Below are 16,544 nucleotides of genomic sequence, written 5' to 3'. Positions count from 1 at the left end.
GATCTTCGAAAACAAGGATAAACATGATGAGATCGTTCAAGCGTATTGCTCTGCTGTGTGGCATGGGTGTTCTGCTGTCGCCTGCGGCCTGGGCCGAAAACTGGCAGGTGGCCAAGGACGAGGAGGGGATCAAGGTTTCCCTTAGCGAAGTGGCCGGTTCGAAGTACAAGGCCTATCAAGGTGTCACGGTGATCAAGGCGCCGCTGGCCAAGGTGCAGGCGTTGCAGGAGGACGTGGTCGGGGCTTGTGCATGGATTCACGAATGCAAGTCGCAGAAGCTGCTCAAGCACGAAGGTGACCAGAGCTGGACCTACACCCAGTTCAATACGCCATGGCCGGTGACGCCGCGGGACTCGGTGTTGCGTGTGACTACTGTGAAGGAGGCTGATGGCAGCCTGGTGCGCAACCTGAAGGAAGAGCCGACCTATATCCCGGAAGAGAAGGGCTTTGTGCGGGTGGCGAAGGTCGAAGGCTTCTGGAAGCTGGTGCCCAAGGGCGACAGCACGGAAGTGACCTATCAGGTGCACACCGAACCGGGTGGCAGCGTGCCGGCGATGGTGGCCAACAAGTTCGTGGTGGATGCGCCGTTCAATACCCTGAAAGGGTTGCGGGAGCGGGCGGAGAAAAACTGAGGCATTGTGTCGAGCAGAAATAAAAAAGGCTGCCCGAGGGCAGCCTTTTTGCGTTCGGCTAGGGAAGCTTACTTGCGGTCCTGCAGCGCAACGATGTCGCGCTTCTGCTCGCCGGTGTACAGCTGGCGCGGGCGGCCGATCTTGTACGGGCTGGAGAGCATTTCTTTCCAGTGCGAGATCCAGCCCACGGTACGTGCCAGGGCGAAGATCACGGTGAACATGCTGGTCGGAATGCCGATTGCCTTGAGGATGATCCCCGAGTAGAAGTCGACGTTCGGGTACAGCGAGCGCTCGATGAAGTACGGATCGGTCAGGGCGATCTCTTCCAGGCGCATGGCCAGTTCCAGCTGCGGGTCGTTCTTGATGCCCAGCTCGCGCAGGACTTCGTCGCAGGTCTGCTTCATCACGGTGGCGCGCGGGTCGCGGTTTTTGTACACGCGGTGACCGAAGCCCATGAGCTTGAACGGGTCGTTCTTGTCCTTGGCCTTGGCGATGAACTTGTCGATGTTCGAGACATCGCCGATTTCATCGAGCATGGTCAGTACCGCTTCGTTCGCACCGCCATGGGCCGGGCCCCAAAGTGCGGCGATACCGGCGGCGATACAGGCGAACGGGTTGGCACCCGACGAACCGGCCAGACGAACGGTAGAGGTGGAGGCGTTCTGCTCGTGGTCGGCGTGGAGGATGAAGATCCGGTCCATCGCCTTGGCCAGCACCGGGCTGATCGGTTTGATCTCGCACGGGGTGTTGAACATCATGTGCAGGAAGTTTTCCGCGTACGACAGGTCGTTGCGCGGGTACATCATCGGCTGGCCCATGGAGTACTTGTAAACCATCGCGGCCAGGGTCGGCATCTTGGCGACCAGGCGCACCGCGGAAATTTCGCGGTGTTGCGGGTTATTGATGTCCAGGGAGTCGTGATAGAACGCCGACAGGGCGCCAACCACGCCGCACATCACCGCCATCGGGTGGGCGTCGCGGCGGAAGCCGTTGAAGAAGGACTTCAGCTGCTCGTGAACCATGGTGTGGTTCTTCACGGTGCTGACGAACTGGGCCTTCTGCTCGGCATTCGGCAGTTCGCCGTTGAGCAGCAGGTAGCAGGTTTCGAGGTAGTCGGATTTTTCAGCGAGCTGTTCGATCGGGTAGCCGCGGTGCAGCAGGATACCTTTGTCGCCGTCAATGTAGGTGATCTTCGACTCGCACGAGGCAGTCGCCATGAAACCAGGGTCGAAGGTGAAGTGACCAGTGGCCCCCAACCCGCGGACGTCGATTACATCAGGACCAACGGTGCCGGTTAAAATGGGCAGCTCGACGGGGGCAGCGCCCTCGATGACCAACTGCGCTTTTTTGTCAGCCATGTGGCCTCCTATTAATGCTTGAAATCATCAGACAGACCCCCCACGCAGGGCCCGCACCACTATAGAGGGATAAATTCAGATGTCAATTTGCCTAAAGGCTTGTTGAAACAGGCATTGAGGCCTGATTTTTCTCGAAATTCTCGCCCATTTACGCCTTTTGTGCGCTAAAGGCAATGCGCTATTTGGGCTACCCCGTCACGTTGTCATAAGCAGCCTAACTGTCTATACTCGCAACCCGACCGCCAGGGGCTTGCAAGCCCGAACTGCTGGGGGTCGCCGTTCCCTGGGTGGTGGGTACCTGACCAGTACACTTACCAACAACTTTGCCCTGATTCGCTAGGGGCTCTTCAGTGTGAAAAAAGCCGTGAAAAGCCAACGACCTGTAAACCTAGACCTAAGGACCATCAAGCTCCCCGTCACTGCGTACACGTCCATCCTGCATCGTATCTCCGGCGTCATCCTGTTCCTCGGCCTTGCCATCATGCTTTATGCACTGGGCAAGTCGCTGGGTTCCGAGGAAGGCTTTGGTGAGGTGAAGGCGTGTCTGACCAGCCCGCTGGCCAAATTCGTGACCTGGGGCCTGCTGTCCGCCCTGCTTTATCACCTCGTGGCAGGTGTTCGTCACCTGATCATGGACATGGGCATCGGTGAGACGCTGGAAGGCGGCAAGCTGGGCTCGAAAATCGTGATCGTCATCTCCGTGGTGCTGATCGTTCTGGTGGGAGTTTGGGTATGGTAACCAATGTCACGAACCTGTCGCGTTCGGGCCTCTATGACTGGATGGCGCAGCGCGTTTCTGCGGTCGTTCTCGCGGCTTACTTCCTCTTCCTGATCGGCTACGTGGTCGCCCACCCAGGCATCGACTACACCCAGTGGCATGGTCTGTTCTCCAACAACGCGATGCGGATCTTCAGTCTGCTGGCCCTCGTTGCCCTGGGCGCTCACGCCTGGGTCGGCATGTGGACCATTGCGACCGACTACCTGACGCCTATGTCGTTCGGCAAGTCGGCAACTGCGATTCGTTTCCTGTTCCAGGCGGTATGCGGCGTTGCGATGTTCGCTTACTTCGTCTGGGGTGTGCAGATTCTCTGGGGTATCTGATCCATGGCTAGCATTCCAACCATTTCCTTCGACGCCATCATCATCGGTGGCGGCGGCGCCGGCATGCGCGCTGCGCTGCAGCTGGCTCAAGGCGGCCACAAGACTGCCGTAGTCACCAAGGTCTTCCCGACCCGTTCGCACACTGTATCCGCCCAGGGCGGCATCACCTGCGCCATCGCTTCGGCCGACCCGAACGACGACTGGCGCTGGCACATGTACGATACCGTCAAGGGCTCCGACTACATCGGTGACCAGGACGCTATCGAATATATGTGTCAGGAAGGCCCGGCTGCGGTCTTCGAGCTGGACCACATGGGCCTGCCGTTCTCGCGTACCGAAACCGGTCGCATCTACCAACGTCCGTTCGGTGGCCAGTCCAAGGACTTCGGTAAGGGTGGCCAGGCTGCCCGTACCTGCGCCGCTTCCGACCGTACCGGTCACGCGCTGCTGCACACCCTGTACCAGGGCAACCTGAAAGCCGGCACCACCTTCCTCAACGAGTACTACGCAGTTGACCTGGTGAAGAACCAGGACGGCGCATTCGTTGGCGTGATCGCGATCTGCATCGAAACCGGCGAGACCCTGTACATCAAGTCCAAGGCCACCGTGCTGGCAACTGGCGGTGCCGGCCGTATCTACGCCTCCACCACCAACGCCCTGATCAACACCGGTGACGGCGTGGGCATGGCCCTGCGTGCCGGCGTGCCGGTGCAGGACATCGAAATGTGGCAGTTCCACCCGACCGGCATCGCCGGCGCCGGTGTACTGGTCACCGAAGGTTGCCGCGGTGAGGGTGGCTACCTGATCAACGCCCACGGCGAGCGCTTCATGGAGCGTTACGCGCCGAACGCGAAAGACCTGGCCGGCCGCGACGTGGTCGCCCGTTCCATGGTCAAGGAAATCATCGCCGGCAACGGCGTGGGCCCGAACAAGGACCACGTACTGCTGAAGCTGGACCACCTGGGCGAGGAAGTGCTGCACAGCCGCCTGCCAGGTATCTGCGAGCTGTCCAAGACCTTCGCCCACGTCGACCCTGTGGTCGCGCCGGTACCGGTCATCCCGACCTGCCACTACATGATGGGCGGCGTTGCCACCAACATTCATGGCCAGGCCATTACCATGGACGCCGAAGGCAACGACCACATCATCCCGGGCCTGTTCGCCGTAGGTGAAGTGGCGTGCGTATCTGTTCACGGTGCCAACCGCCTGGGCGGCAACTCGCTGCTCGACCTGGTGGTGTTCGGCCGTGCGGCCGGCCTGCACCTGGAGAAGGCGCTGACCGAAGGCGTGGAATACCGCGACGCCAGCGACACCGACGTCGATGTTGCCCTGAACCGCCTGAACAAGCTGAACGAGCGCACCACCGGTGAAGACGTTGCCAGCCTGAAGCGCGAGCTGCAGAGCTGCATGCAGAACTACTTCGGTGTATTCCGTACTGGCGAATACATGCAGAAGGGTATCGAGCAGCTGGCCGGTCTGCGTGACCGTATCGCCAACGTCAAGATCAACGACAAGTCCCAGGCCTTCAACACCGCGCGTATCGAAGCGCTGGAGCTGCAGAACCTGCTGGAAGTCGCCGAAGCTACCGCCATCGCGGCAGAAGCCCGTAAAGAGTCCCGCGGCGCTCACGCCCGTGAAGACTACGAAGACCGTGACGACGAAAACTGGCTGTGCCACACCCTGTACTACCCGGGTGAGAAGCGCGTCGCCAAGCGTGGCGTCAACTTTGCGCCGAAGACTGTTCCAGCCTTCGAACCAAAAGTCCGGACTTACTAAGGGTGGCCGCTATGTTGCAAGTCGAAGTTTATCGTTACAACCCGGACACCGATTCGGCGCCGAAAATGCAGACCTTCCAGGTCGATACCGGCGGCAAGGATCTGATGGTTCTGGACGTGCTGGCACTGATCAAGGAACAGGACGAAGGTTTCTCCTATCGTCGCTCGTGCCGTGAAGGCGTTTGCGGTTCCGATGGCATGAACATCAACGGCAAGAACGGCCTGGCCTGCATCACCCCGTTGTCGGCGGTGGTGAAGGGCAACAAGCTGATTCTGCGTCCGCTGCCGGGCCTGCCGGTCATTCGTGACCTGGTCGTCGATATGAGCATCTTCTACAAGCAGTACGAGAAGGTGAAGCCGTTCCTGCAGAACGACACCCCGGCACCGGCCATCGAGCGCCTGCAGTCGCCGGAAGACCGCGACAAGCTGGACGGCCTGTACGAGTGCATCCTGTGCGCTTGCTGCTCGACCTCCTGCCCGTCGTTCTGGTGGAACCCGGACAAGTTCCTGGGCCCCGCCGCACTGCTGCAGGCCTATCGCTTCCTGGCCGACAGCCGTGACACCAAGACCCAGGAGCGCCTGGCGTCCCTGGATGACCCGTTCAGCGTATTCCGCTGCCGCGGGATCATGAACTGCGTCAACGTTTGCCCGAAAGGTCTGAACCCGACCAAGGCAATCGGCCACGTACGTAACATGCTGCTGCAAAGCGGCACCTGATACAAAGAGTTGTACCTGCAGTAAGCCGAGGTGCGGGTGGTGAGCCCGCACTTAGGTAAAACCCGAACAAGGGCCCACAAAGCCTGCGTTCATTACCTATGAAGATATGAGACCAGCAGGGGCTTCCGGGCTGGTACCCGGAAAATCAGCAGGATCCAAGTGGCGTGGTTCAGTCGCTGTATTCGGACTTTTCCAGGTTTGCTGTGGCTCTCGCCGATCAGTCCCCTAACCGAGGGTGACCAAGCATGCAAGAAAGCGTGATGCAGCGCATGTGGGAAAGCGCCCACCTTTCAGGTGGTAACGCTGCATATGTGGAAGAGCTTTATGAGCTCTACCTGCACGACCCTAACGCTGTGCCAGAAGAGTGGCGCACCTACTTCCAGAAGTTGCCCGCCGACGGCAGCACCGCTACCGATGTATCGCACTCGACAATCCGCGACCATTTCGTACTGCTGGCAAAGAACCAGCGCCGCGCCCAACCGGTATCCGCCGGGAGCGTGAGCAGTGAACACGAGAAGAAGCAGGTTGAAGTTCTGCGACTGATCCAGGCCTATCGTATGCGCGGCCATCAGGCTGCCAAGCTCGACCCGTTGGGGTTGTGGCAGCGTCCTGCGCCCGTAGACCTGTCGATCAATCACTACGGCTTGACCAATGCCGATCTTGATACGACCTTCCGTGCCGGCGACCTGTTCATCGGCAAAGAGGAGGCGAGCCTACGCGAGATCTTCGAGGCGCTCCAGAAGACATATTGTCGCACCATTGGCGCCGAGTTCACCCATATCGTCGATTCCGAGCAGCGCAGCTGGTTCCAGCAGCGTCTGGAAAGCGTGCGCGGCCGTCCGGAGTTTTCCGCTGACGTGCAGGCCCACCTGCTCGAGCGCGTGACCGCCGGTGAAGGCCTTGAGAAATATCTGGGCACCAAGTACCCGGGCACCAAGCGTTTCGGCCTCGAGGGCGGCGAAAGCCTGATCCCGATGCTGGACGAGATGATCCAGCGCTCCGGTTCCTACGGCACCAAAGAAGTCGTGATCGGCATGGCCCACCGTGGCCGCCTGAACGTTCTGGTCAACACCTTCGGCAAGAACCCGCGCGAGCTGTTCGACGAGTTCGAAGGCAAGAAGATGAACGAGCTGGGCTCCGGTGACGTCAAGTATCACCAGGGCTTCTCCTCGAACGTGATGACCCCGGGTGGCGAAGTGCACCTGGCCATGGCGTTCAACCCGTCCCACCTGGAAATCGTCTCGCCAGTGGTCGAGGGTTCGGTGCGCGCCCGTCAGGACCGCCGCAACGACACCGTTGGCGACAAGGTACTGCCGATCTCGATCCACGGCGACGCAGCATTCGCCGGCCAGGGCGTGGTCATGGAAACCTTCCAGATGTCGCAGACCCGCGGTTTCAAGACCGGCGGTACCGTGCACATCGTGATCAACAACCAGGTTGGTTTCACCATCAGCAACCCGCTGGACGCGCGCTCCACCGAGTACGCCACCGACGTTGCCAAGATGATCCAGGCGCCGATCCTGCACGTGAACGGCGACGACCCGGAAGCCGTGCTGTTCGTGACCCAGCTGGCCATCGACTACCGCATGCAGTTCAAGCGTGACGTGGTTATCGACCTGGTCTGCTACCGCCGCCGCGGCCACAACGAGGCCGACGAGCCGAACGGCACCCAGCCTTTGATGTACCAGCAGATCAGCAAGCAGCGCACCACGCGTGAACTGTACGCTGAGGCACTGATCCAGGCCGGCCGCATCGATGCCGAACGCGCCCAGGCCAAGATCGACGAGTACCGCAACGCGCTGGACAACGGCCTGCACGTTGTGAAGAGCCTGGTCAAGGAACCGAACCGCGAGCTGTTCGTCGACTGGCGTCCGTACCTGGGCCATGCCTGGACCGCGCGTCACGATACCCGCTTCGACCTCAAGACCCTGCAGGAACTGTCGGCCAAGCTGCTGGAGATCCCGGAAGGTTTCGTCGTCCAGCGCCAGGTCGCCAAGATCTACGAAGACCGCCAGAAGATGCAGGCCGGTGGCTTGCCGATCAACTGGGGTTATGCAGAGACCATGGCCTACGCCACCCTGCAGTTCGAAGGTCACCCGATCCGCATGACCGGCCAGGACATCGGCCGTGGCACCTTCTCGCACCGTCACGCGGTGCTGCACAACCAGAAGGACGCCAGCACCTACGTACCGCTGAAGAACCTGTTCCCGGGCCAGCCTCAGTTCGAACTGTACGACTCCTTCCTGTCGGAAGAAGCGGTACTGGCCTTCGAATACGGCTACTCGACCACCACGCCGAACGCGCTGGTGATCTGGGAAGCCCAGTTCGGTGACTTCGCCAACGGTGCGCAAGTGGTGATCGACCAGTTCATCACCAGCGGTGAGCACAAGTGGGGCCGTCTGTGCGGTCTGACCATGCTGCTGCCACACGGTTATGAAGGGCAGGGCCCGGAGCACTCCTCCGCGCGCCTGGAGCGTTACCTGCAACTGTGCGCCGAGCACAACATCCAGGTCTGCGTACCGACCACCCCGGCCCAGATCTACCACCTGCTGCGTCGCCAGGTCATCCGTCCGCTGCGCAAGCCGCTGATCGTGCTGACGCCGAAGTCGCTGCTGCGCCACAAGCTGGCCATCTCGACCCTGGAAGACCTGGCAGAAGGCTCGTTCCAGACCGTGATCCCGGAAATCGACAGCCTCGATCCGGCCAAGGTCGAACGCCTGGTCCTGTGCGGCGGCAAGGTTTACTACGACCTGCTGGAAAAACGCCGTGCCGAAGGCCGCGAAGACATCGCCATCGTGCGTATCGAGCAGCTGTATCCGTTCCCTGAGGACGACCTGGTCGAAATCCTGGCGCCTTACACCAACCTCAAGCATGCGGTCTGGTGTCAGGAAGAGCCGATGAACCAGGGCGCCTGGTACAGCAGCCAGCACCACATGCGCCGTATCCTGGGCCGCCACAACAAGGCACTGGTCCTGGAATACGCCGGCCGCGACGCTTCCGCCGCGCCAGCCTGTGGTTACGCATCGAAGCACGCCGAACAGCAGGAAAAACTGCTGCAAGATGCCTTCACTGTTTAATGCCTTCGCGCACCTGAAACCGAATTTAAGGAAACACAGATAATGGCTATCGAGATCAAAGCCCCAACCTTCCCGGAATCGGTTGCCGATGGCACCGTTGCCACCTGGCACAAGCAGCCGGGCGATGCCGTCAAGCGTGACGAGCTGATCGTCGACATCGAGACCGACAAGGTCGTCCTGGAAGTACTGGCCACCGCCGACGGCGTGCTGGGCGCCATCGTCAAGGGCGAGGGCGACACCGTCCTGTCCGACGAAGTACTGGGTTCGATCGTTGAAGGCGGTGCTGCCGCTGCTGCACCAGCTGCCGCCCCGGCCGCTGCTGCCCCGGCTGCCGCTGCTGCCGACGCTGGCGAAGAAGACCCGGTTGCCGCCCCGGCCGCGCGCAAGCTGGCTGAAGAGAACGGCATCGACCTGGCTACCGTTGCCGGCACCGGCAAAGGCGGTCGCATCACCAAGGAAGACGTCGTCGCTGCCGTCGCCAACAAGAAGTCGGCGCCTGCTGCAGCTGCCAAGCCTGCCGCCGCTGCCCCGGTTGTCGTTGCCGCTGGCGACCGCACCGAGAAGCGCGTGCCGATGACCCGCCTGCGCGCCAAGATCGCCGAGCGTCTGGTCGAAGCCCAGTCGAGCATGGCCATGCTGACCACCTTCAACGAAGTCGACATGACCGAAGTCATGGCCCTGCGTTCGAAGTACAAGGACCTGTTCGAGAAGACCCACAACGGCGTGCGCCTGGGCTTCATGTCGTTCTTCGTCAAGGCTGCCACCGAAGCCCTGAAGCGCTTCCCGGCTGTCAACGCCTCGATCGATGGCAACGACATCGTCTACCACGGCTACGCCGACGTCGGCGTTGCCGTGTCCAGCGACCGTGGCCTGGTGGTGCCGGTACTGCGTAACGCCGAGTCGATGAGCCTGGCGGAAATCGAGAACGGCATCGCCACCTTCGGCAAGAAGGCTCGTGATGGCAAGCTGGCCATCGAAGAGATGACTGGCGGCACCTTCACCATCACCAACGGTGGTACCTTCGGTTCGATGATGTCGACCCCGATCGTCAACCCGCCGCAGGCCGCCATTCTCGGGATGCACAACATCATCCAGCGCCCGATGGCCATCAATGGTCAGGTTGTGATCCGCCCGATGATGTACCTGGCGCTGTCGTACGATCACCGCCTGATCGACGGCAAGGAAGCGGTAACCTTCCTGGTCACCATCAAGAACCTGCTGGAAGATCCGTCTCGCCTGCTGCTGGACATCTAACCCTCTGGCTGCGTACCGTGCCGGCCCTGGCTTCGCAGGAAGCCATGCCGCGCGGTCCGCGGCTTGTAGCTTGTAGCTGATAAGGAATCTTTTATGACCCAGAAATTCGACGTAGTGGTGATTGGTGCAGGTCCTGGCGGCTATGTTGCTGCCATCAAGGCCGCACAACTTGGTCTGAAGACTGCCTGTATCGAGAAGTACACCGACGCCGAGGGCAAGCTGGCCCTGGGCGGCACCTGCCTGAACGTAGGTTGCATTCCTTCCAAGGCGCTGCTGGACAGCTCCTGGAAGTACAAGGAAGCCAAAGAGAGCTTCAACGTCCACGGTATCTCCACTGGTGAAGTGAAGATGGACGTCGCCGCGATGGTTGGCCGCAAGGCTGGCATCGTCAAGAACCTGACCGGTGGCGTTGCCACCCTGTTCAAGGCCAACGGCGTTACTTCGATCCAGGGCCACGGCAAACTGCTGGCCGGCAAGAAAGTCGAAGTCACCAAGGCTGACGGCACCACCGAAGTCATCGAAGCCGAGAACGTGATCCTGGCTTCCGGCTCGCGCCCGATCGACATTCCACCGGCTCCGGTCGACCAGAACGTCATCGTCGACTCCACCGGCGCCCTGGAATTCCAGGCCGTGCCGAAGCGCCTGGGCGTTATCGGAGCTGGCGTGATCGGCCTGGAACTGGGTTCGGTATGGGCTCGCCTGGGTGCTGAAGTCACCGTCCTGGAAGCCCTGGACACCTTCCTGATGGCTGCCGACACCGCCGTGTCGAAAGAAGCCCAGAAGACCCTGACCAAGCAAGGCCTGGACATCAAGCTGGGTGCGCGCGTCACCGGCTCGAAAGTCAACGGCAACGAAGTCGAAGTGACCTACACCGACGCCAACGGCGAGCAGAAGATCACCTTCGACAAGCTGATCGTCGCGGTTGGCCGTCGCCCGGTGACCACCGACCTGCTGGCTGCCGACAGCGGTGTGACCATCGATGAGCGTGGCTACATCTTCGTCGACGACTACTGCGCTACCAGCGTGCCTGGCGTGTACGCCATCGGTGACGTGGTGCGCGGCATGATGCTGGCCCACAAGGCCTCGGAAGAGGGCATCATGGTGGTCGAGCGCATCAAGGGCCACAAGGCCCAGATGAACTACGACCTGATTCCGTCGGTCATCTACACCCACCCGGAAATCGCGTGGGTCGGCAAGACCGAACAGGCCTTGAAGGCCGAGGGCGTTGAGGTTAACGTGGGCACCTTCCCGTTCGCGGCCAGCGGCCGTGCGATGGCTGCCAACGACACCGGTGGTTTCGTCAAGGTCATCGCCGATGCCAAGACCGACCGCGTCCTGGGTGTACACGTGATTGGCCCATCGGCTGCCGAACTGGTGCAGCAGGGCGCAATCGCAATGGAATTCGGCACCAGTGCCGAGGATCTGGGCATGATGGTCTTCAGCCATCCGACCCTGTCCGAAGCGTTGCATGAAGCAGCGCTGGCAGTGAATGGCGGCGCCATTCACGTGGCCAACCGTAAGAAGCGTTAATTATAAGAAACCACGGCGGGCTGCCCGTCGTGAGTCTTGCGTGCATGACTCACCGCGGAAAGTCCGCCGGACCGGATCACACGGGAAAACCCGGGGTCAACGGTCACAGGTGGTGCGGCGCCAGTGATGGCGCAGCGCCGAAGCGCAGTACCTAACGAAGACGGTAAAAAGCATGAATCTTCACGAGTATCAGGGTAAGCAGCTGTTCGCTGAGTACGGCCTGCCAGTTTCCAAGGGTTTCGCTGTCGATACCCCTGAGCAAGCTGCAGAAGCCTGCGACAAGATCGGCGGGAACGAGTGGGTGGTAAAAGCCCAGGTTCACGCGGGTGGTCGCGGTAAGGCGGGCGGCGTCAAGCTGGTTCGCAGCAAAGAAGACGCCAAGGCGTTCGCTGCACAGTGGTTGGGCAAGAATCTGGTTACCTACCAGACCGATGCCAACGGTCAACCCGTCTCCAAGATTCTGGTCGAATCCTGCACTGACATCGCCAAAGAGCTGTACCTGGGCGCTGTAGTCGATCGTTCGAGCCGCCGTATCGTGTTCATGGCTTCCACCGAAGGTGGCGTGGACATCGAGAAAGTCGCTCACGAAACGCCTGAGAAGATCCTCAAGGCCACCATCGACCCGCTGGTCGGCGCTCAGCCGTTCCAGGGTCGCGAGCTGGCATTCCAGCTGGGCCTGGAAGGCAAGCAAGTTCAACAGTTCGCCAAGATCTTCGTTGGTCTGGCCAAGCTGTTCAAGGATCACGACCTGGCCCTGCTGGAAGTGAACCCGCTGGTGATCAAGGCCGACGGCGACCTGCACTGCCTCGATGCCAAGATCAACATCGACGCCAACGCCATGTACCGTCAGCCGAAGCTGAAGACCTTCCACGACCCGTCGCAGGACGACGCCCGTGAAGCCCACGCTGCCAAGTTCGAACTGAACTACGTTGCCCTCGAAGGCAACATCGGCTGCATGGTCAACGGTGCCGGCCTGGCCATGGGTACCATGGACATCGTCAACCTGCACGGCGGCAAGCCGGCCAACTTCCTCGACGTTGGCGGTGGTGCTACCAAAGAGCGCGTTACCGAAGCGTTCAAGATCATTCTGTCCGACAGCAATGTCGCGGCCGTTCTGGTCAACATCTTCGGCGGCATCGTTCGCTGCGACATGATTGCCGAAGGCATCATCGGTGCAGTGAAAGAAGTCGGCGTGAAAGTTCCGGTTGTCGTTCGCCTTGAAGGCAACAACGCCGAACTGGGCGCTAAAGTACTGGCAGAAAGCGGTTTGAACATCATTGCGGCAACCAGCCTGACCGACGCTGCTCAACAAGTTGTCAAAGCTGCGGAGGGCAAGTAATGAGCGTCCTGATCAATAAAGACACCAAAGTCATCTGCCAGGGCTTCACCGGCTCGCAGGGTACTTTCCACTCCGAACAGGCCATCGCCTACGGCACCAAGATGGTCGGCGGCGTAACCCCAGGCAAGGGTGGCACCACCCACCTGGGCCTGCCAGTGTTCAACACTGTGAAAGAAGCTGTGGAAGCTACCGGCGCCGACGCTTCGGTGATCTACGTTCCGGCTCCTTTCTGCAAGGACTCGATCCTGGAAGCTGCCTTCGGCGGCATCAAGCTGATCGTGTGCATCACCGAGGGCATTCCTACCCTGGACATGCTGGATGCCAAGGTCAAGTGCGACGAGCTGGGCGTGACCCTGATCGGCCCTAACTGCCCAGGTGTCATCACCCCGGGCGAGTGCAAGATCGGCATCATGCCTGGCCACATCCACCTGCCAGGCAAGGTCGGTATCGTTTCGCGTTCCGGCACCCTGACCTACGAAGCTGTGAAGCAGACCACCGACGCCGGCTTCGGCCAGTCGACCTGCGTCGGCATCGGCGGTGACCCGATCCCGGGCTCCAACTTCATCGATATCCTGAAACTGTTCCAGGAAGACCCGAAGACCGAAGCGATCGTCATGATCGGTGAGATCGGCGGTTCGGCTGAAGAAGAAGCTGCGGCCTACATCAAGGCCAACGTCACCAAGCCTGTCGTTTCCTACATCGCTGGTGTTACCGCACCTGCGGGCAAGCGCATGGGCCACGCTGGCGCCATCATCTCCGGCGGCAAGGGCACTGCGGACGAGAAGTTCGCCGCTCTGCAGGACGCTGGTGTGAAGACCGTGCGTTCCCTGGCTGACATCGGCAAGGCCCTGGCCGAGCTGACTGGCTGGGAAGTCAAGAAGTAATACTGCTACACCCCCCACGCGCACAGAGGCCACCTTCGGGTGGCCTTTGTCGTTTCTGGGGGGGAATTCCTGTGCCGGCCTCTTCGCGGGCTTGCCCGCTCCCACATGAGATCTCCACTTTCCGGGGCTGTGGTGATCCCCTGTGGGAGCGGGCAAGCCCGCGAAGAGGCCGGTACAGGCAACATGGATTTTTCGATGGGTTTGATAGGAATTTTCACGCAGACGAATGTTTCAATTCGAGGATAATTCTCGCTGTCCTCGGTCGCACAGACGACAAACATGTACGCACATCGGACAAGCAGTACTGTGCCAGTGCGTTTGACTGACAAAACAGTTACATTACGCGCTCACTCTGTGCCCGTACCCCAAAAGGGAACGACACGCTAAACGGGTCTGGCCTATCAAGCCGGGCAGCATTTCCCCTCATCCAAAGGGAAATCCCCTCTCGAATCCCGATTTCAGCAGTGTGGTACTACCTTAAATGAAAGTTCTCAAAGGCCAGGATATCCTGGCGCTTGGCTTTATGACGTTTGCGCTTTTCGTGGGCGCTGGCAACATCATCTTCCCGCCTATCGTCGGTCTGCAGTCTGGCCCGCACGTATGGATGGCGGCCCTTGGCTTCCTGGTTACCGCCGTAGGCCTGCCGGTCATCACCGTGGTCGCCCTGGCCAAGGTCGGCGGCGGCATGGATGCCCTGAGCAGCCCGATCGGCAAGTTCTTCGGTGGCCTGCTGGCGGCCGTGTGCTACCTGTCGGTCGGCCCGCTGTTCGCCACCCCGCGCACCGCGACCGTATCGTTCGAAGTGGGCGTTGCGCCGCTGACCGGCGAAAGCCCGCTGGCGCTGTTCATCTACAGCCTGGTGTACTTCCTCGTGGTACTGGCCGTGTCGATGTACCCGGGCAAGCTGCTCGACACCGTGGGCCGCTTCCTGGCGCCGTTGAAGATCATCGCCCTGGCGGTGCTGGGCATCGCCGCCTTCGCGCTGCCTGCCGGTACCATCGGTGAAGCGCAGCCGGCCTATGCCGCCGCAGCATTCTCCAAGGGCTTTTCCGATGGTTACCTGACCATGGATACCCTGGGTGCCCTGGTGTTCGGTATCGTCATCGTCAACGCCATCCGCTCGCGCGGTGTCGAGTCGCCGAAACTGATCACCCGCTATGCCATCATTGCCGGCCTGATCGCCGGCGTCGGTCTGGCCCTGGTGTACATCAGCCTGTTCCGACTGGGTGCAACCAGCCACGAGATCGCGGCTGACGCTACCAACGGTGCGGCGGTACTGCATGCCTACGTGCAGCACACCTTCGGTTCGCTGGGCAGCGGTTTCCTCGCCGTGCTGATCGCGCTGGCCTGCCTGGTGACCGCCGTTGGCCTGACCTGTGCCTGCGCCGAGTACTTCAGCCAGATGCTGCCGCTGTCGTACCGCGCACTGGTGGTGATCCTGGCGGGCTTCTCGCTGTTGATCTCCAATCTCGGCCTGACCAAGCTGATCATGTTCTCGATCCCGGTGCTTACGGCGATCTACCCGCCGTGCATCGTGGTGGTCGGGCTGAGCTTCGTGAAGGACCTGTGGAACTCGCCGACCCGCATCCTGGCACCAGTGATGCTGGTATCGCTGCTGTTCGGCATGGTCGACGCGATCAAGGGCAGCAGCATTGCCCACGTGCTGCCGGACTTCATGGCTCACCTGCCGCTGAGCGACCAGGGCCTGGCCTGGCTGGTGCCTTCGGTGGTGACCCTGGTTGGCGCCGTGGCCTGCGACCGCATGCTCGGCAAGCCGCGCGAAGCGCTGGCCTGATAGTCGAAGCCTGAGGGCGGCACCGGCCACAAGCCGAAGGGTGCTCGCCAAGGGTGGAAGCTCAAGAGCCCCGTATCTGAAAGGATGCGGGGCTTTTTGTTTGCCTGCACTGGCCTCTTCGCAGCACAAGGCTGCTCCTACAAGTGCAGTGCCGTACCTGTAGGAGCAGCCTTGTGCTGCGAAGAGGCCAGAACAGGCAATGCGGATTTCTGGGTGAATGTGTGCCTTTTGCCGCTTGCCAGCGTCGAAATCCGGTCCCTATCCTTCAGGTATCTGGCCCTCCTGGGAACCGTGCATGAACTTCATCCAAAGCAACTTCAACAATCTTTTGGCCATCATCTGGTTCGCCCTGTGCTGGGGCGGTTACACCCGTTATGCCATCTGGAAGGGCCGCGACACCGCGTGCCTGGCCAGCGTGCTGCACCTGTACCGCGAAGACTGGATGCGCCGCATGCTGCTGCGCGACAACCGCATTGCCGATGCGAGCGTGATCGGCAACCTCGAGCGCAACGCCTCGTTCTTCGCCTCCAGCACCCTGATCATCCTCGCCGGTATCCTCACCGTGCTCGGGGCTTCCGACCGGGCGCTGTCGCTGCTGGCCGACCTGCCGCTGGTGCAGCAGACCTCCCAGGGCATGTCGGAGATCAAGCTGCTGTGCCTGGCCATGGTCTTCGTCTACGCCTTTTTCACCTTCAGCTGGTGCATGCGCCAATACAATTTCGCGGCAGTACTGGTGGGGTCGGCGCCGATGATAGGTGAACGTCTGGTAAATGAGCTTGAACGCAAGGCATTCGCCTCGCGGGCGGCGCGGGTGCTGTCGCTTGCCGCCAACCAGTTCAACCTGGGCCTGCGCTCCTATTACTTTGGCATGGCCATGTTGAGCTGGTTCATCAGCCCATGGTTATTCATGGTCATGAGTGTCGGGGTGGTGCTGATTCTGTACCGCCGCGAGTTCCATTCGGATGTATTGGATGTGATGGTGTTCACACCTACCGAAAGTGTTTCGATCGAACCCGCCAAGGAAAGCACCGCTCCTGGTGCCTGAAACGTTTAATCCATAAGTTTCAGGTACAAAAAAACCC

At 60.9% G+C, this 16,544-nt stretch carries 13 protein-coding genes; 12 read left to right on the top strand and 1 reads right to left on the bottom strand.

Going from position 1 to position 16,544, the window contains the following annotated elements:
• Nucleotides 1-26 precede the first annotated feature (26 nt).
• Nucleotides 27-632 carry an START domain-containing protein gene (locus tag E5221_RS19070; RefSeq protein WP_182328628.1) on the top strand — a complete coding sequence of 202 codons (606 nt, stop codon included), beginning with the start codon at nucleotides 27-29 and terminating at the stop codon, nucleotides 630-632.
• A gap of 68 nt (nucleotides 633-700) precedes the next feature.
• Here E5221_RS19070 and gltA read toward each other — a convergent pair whose 3' ends face one another.
• Nucleotides 701-1,990, bottom strand: coding sequence for a citrate synthase (gene gltA, locus E5221_RS19065; RefSeq protein ID WP_013973445.1), 1,290 nt, complete (start codon nucleotides 1,988-1,990; stop codon nucleotides 701-703).
• 352 nt (nucleotides 1,991-2,342) lie between these two features.
• On the opposite strand from gltA, the gene sdhC reads away from it, so the two are divergent.
• The 11 genes from sdhC to E5221_RS19010 all read left to right on the top strand — a co-directional run bounded on the left by sdhC (nucleotide 2,343) and on the right by E5221_RS19010 (nucleotide 16,507).
• Complete coding sequence (gene sdhC / locus E5221_RS19060) at nucleotides 2,343-2,729, top strand: succinate dehydrogenase, cytochrome b556 subunit (protein WP_012315350.1); 387 nt, start codon at nucleotides 2,343-2,345, stop codon at nucleotides 2,727-2,729.
• On the top strand, nucleotides 2,723-3,091 hold the full coding sequence (gene sdhD / locus E5221_RS19055; RefSeq protein WP_003254214.1) for a succinate dehydrogenase, hydrophobic membrane anchor protein: 369 nt from the start codon (nucleotides 2,723-2,725) through the stop codon (nucleotides 3,089-3,091). The genes sdhC and sdhD overlap by 7 nt, the downstream gene beginning before the upstream one ends.
• A 3-nt stretch (nucleotides 3,092-3,094) precedes the next feature.
• Complete coding sequence (gene sdhA / locus E5221_RS19050) at nucleotides 3,095-4,867, top strand: succinate dehydrogenase flavoprotein subunit (RefSeq protein WP_013973442.1); 1,773 nt, start codon at nucleotides 3,095-3,097, stop codon at nucleotides 4,865-4,867.
• Between the two features lie 11 nt (nucleotides 4,868-4,878).
• A complete protein-coding gene (locus E5221_RS19045; RefSeq protein ID WP_011534752.1) occupies nucleotides 4,879-5,583 on the top strand; it encodes a succinate dehydrogenase iron-sulfur subunit in 705 nt (234 codons plus the stop codon).
• A 245-nt stretch (nucleotides 5,584-5,828) separates the two neighbouring features.
• Nucleotides 5,829-8,660 (top strand): 2-oxoglutarate dehydrogenase E1 component, encoded by a 2,832-nt coding sequence (locus E5221_RS19040; RefSeq protein WP_013973441.1) that lies wholly within the window; start codon nucleotides 5,829-5,831, stop codon nucleotides 8,658-8,660.
• Between the two features lie 42 nt (nucleotides 8,661-8,702).
• Entirely contained in the window at nucleotides 8,703-9,914 is a 1,212-nt protein-coding gene (odhB, locus tag E5221_RS19035) for a 2-oxoglutarate dehydrogenase complex dihydrolipoyllysine-residue succinyltransferase (RefSeq protein WP_247846243.1), read from the top strand.
• A 93-nt stretch (nucleotides 9,915-10,007) separates the two neighbouring features.
• The gene (gene lpdA, locus E5221_RS19030) at nucleotides 10,008-11,444 is read left to right on the top strand and encodes a dihydrolipoyl dehydrogenase (protein ID WP_013973439.1); all 1,437 of its coding nucleotides are present in this window, start codon (nucleotides 10,008-10,010) and stop codon (nucleotides 11,442-11,444) included.
• A gap of 172 nt (nucleotides 11,445-11,616) precedes the next feature.
• Nucleotides 11,617-12,783, top strand: coding sequence for an ADP-forming succinate--CoA ligase subunit beta (gene sucC, locus E5221_RS19025; protein WP_003254205.1), 1,167 nt, complete (start codon nucleotides 11,617-11,619; stop codon nucleotides 12,781-12,783).
• Nucleotides 12,783-13,667: a succinate--CoA ligase subunit alpha gene (gene sucD, locus E5221_RS19020; protein ID WP_004376004.1), complete on the top strand. Its 885-nt coding sequence runs from the start codon at nucleotides 12,783-12,785 to the stop codon at nucleotides 13,665-13,667. The genes sucC and sucD overlap by 1 nt, the downstream gene beginning before the upstream one ends.
• Before the next feature lie 481 nt (nucleotides 13,668-14,148).
• Nucleotides 14,149-15,462, top strand: a complete 1,314-nt coding sequence (brnQ, locus tag E5221_RS19015) for a branched-chain amino acid transport system II carrier protein (RefSeq protein WP_004375997.1) — start codon at nucleotides 14,149-14,151, stop codon at nucleotides 15,460-15,462.
• A gap of 295 nt (nucleotides 15,463-15,757) precedes the next feature.
• Nucleotides 15,758-16,507 carry a DUF599 family protein gene (locus tag E5221_RS19010; protein WP_004375995.1) on the top strand — a complete coding sequence of 250 codons (750 nt, stop codon included), beginning with the start codon at nucleotides 15,758-15,760 and terminating at the stop codon, nucleotides 16,505-16,507.
• The last annotated feature ends 37 nt before the right edge of the window (nucleotides 16,508-16,544 follow it).

It is taken from the genome of Pseudomonas sp. A2 (assembly GCF_023100865.1).
Classification (GTDB): Bacteria; Pseudomonadota; Gammaproteobacteria; order Pseudomonadales; family Pseudomonadaceae; genus Aquipseudomonas; species Aquipseudomonas asiatica.
The sequence above is the reverse complement of the archived record's forward strand: the minus strand, read 5'-3'. Positions and strand labels throughout refer to the sequence as shown.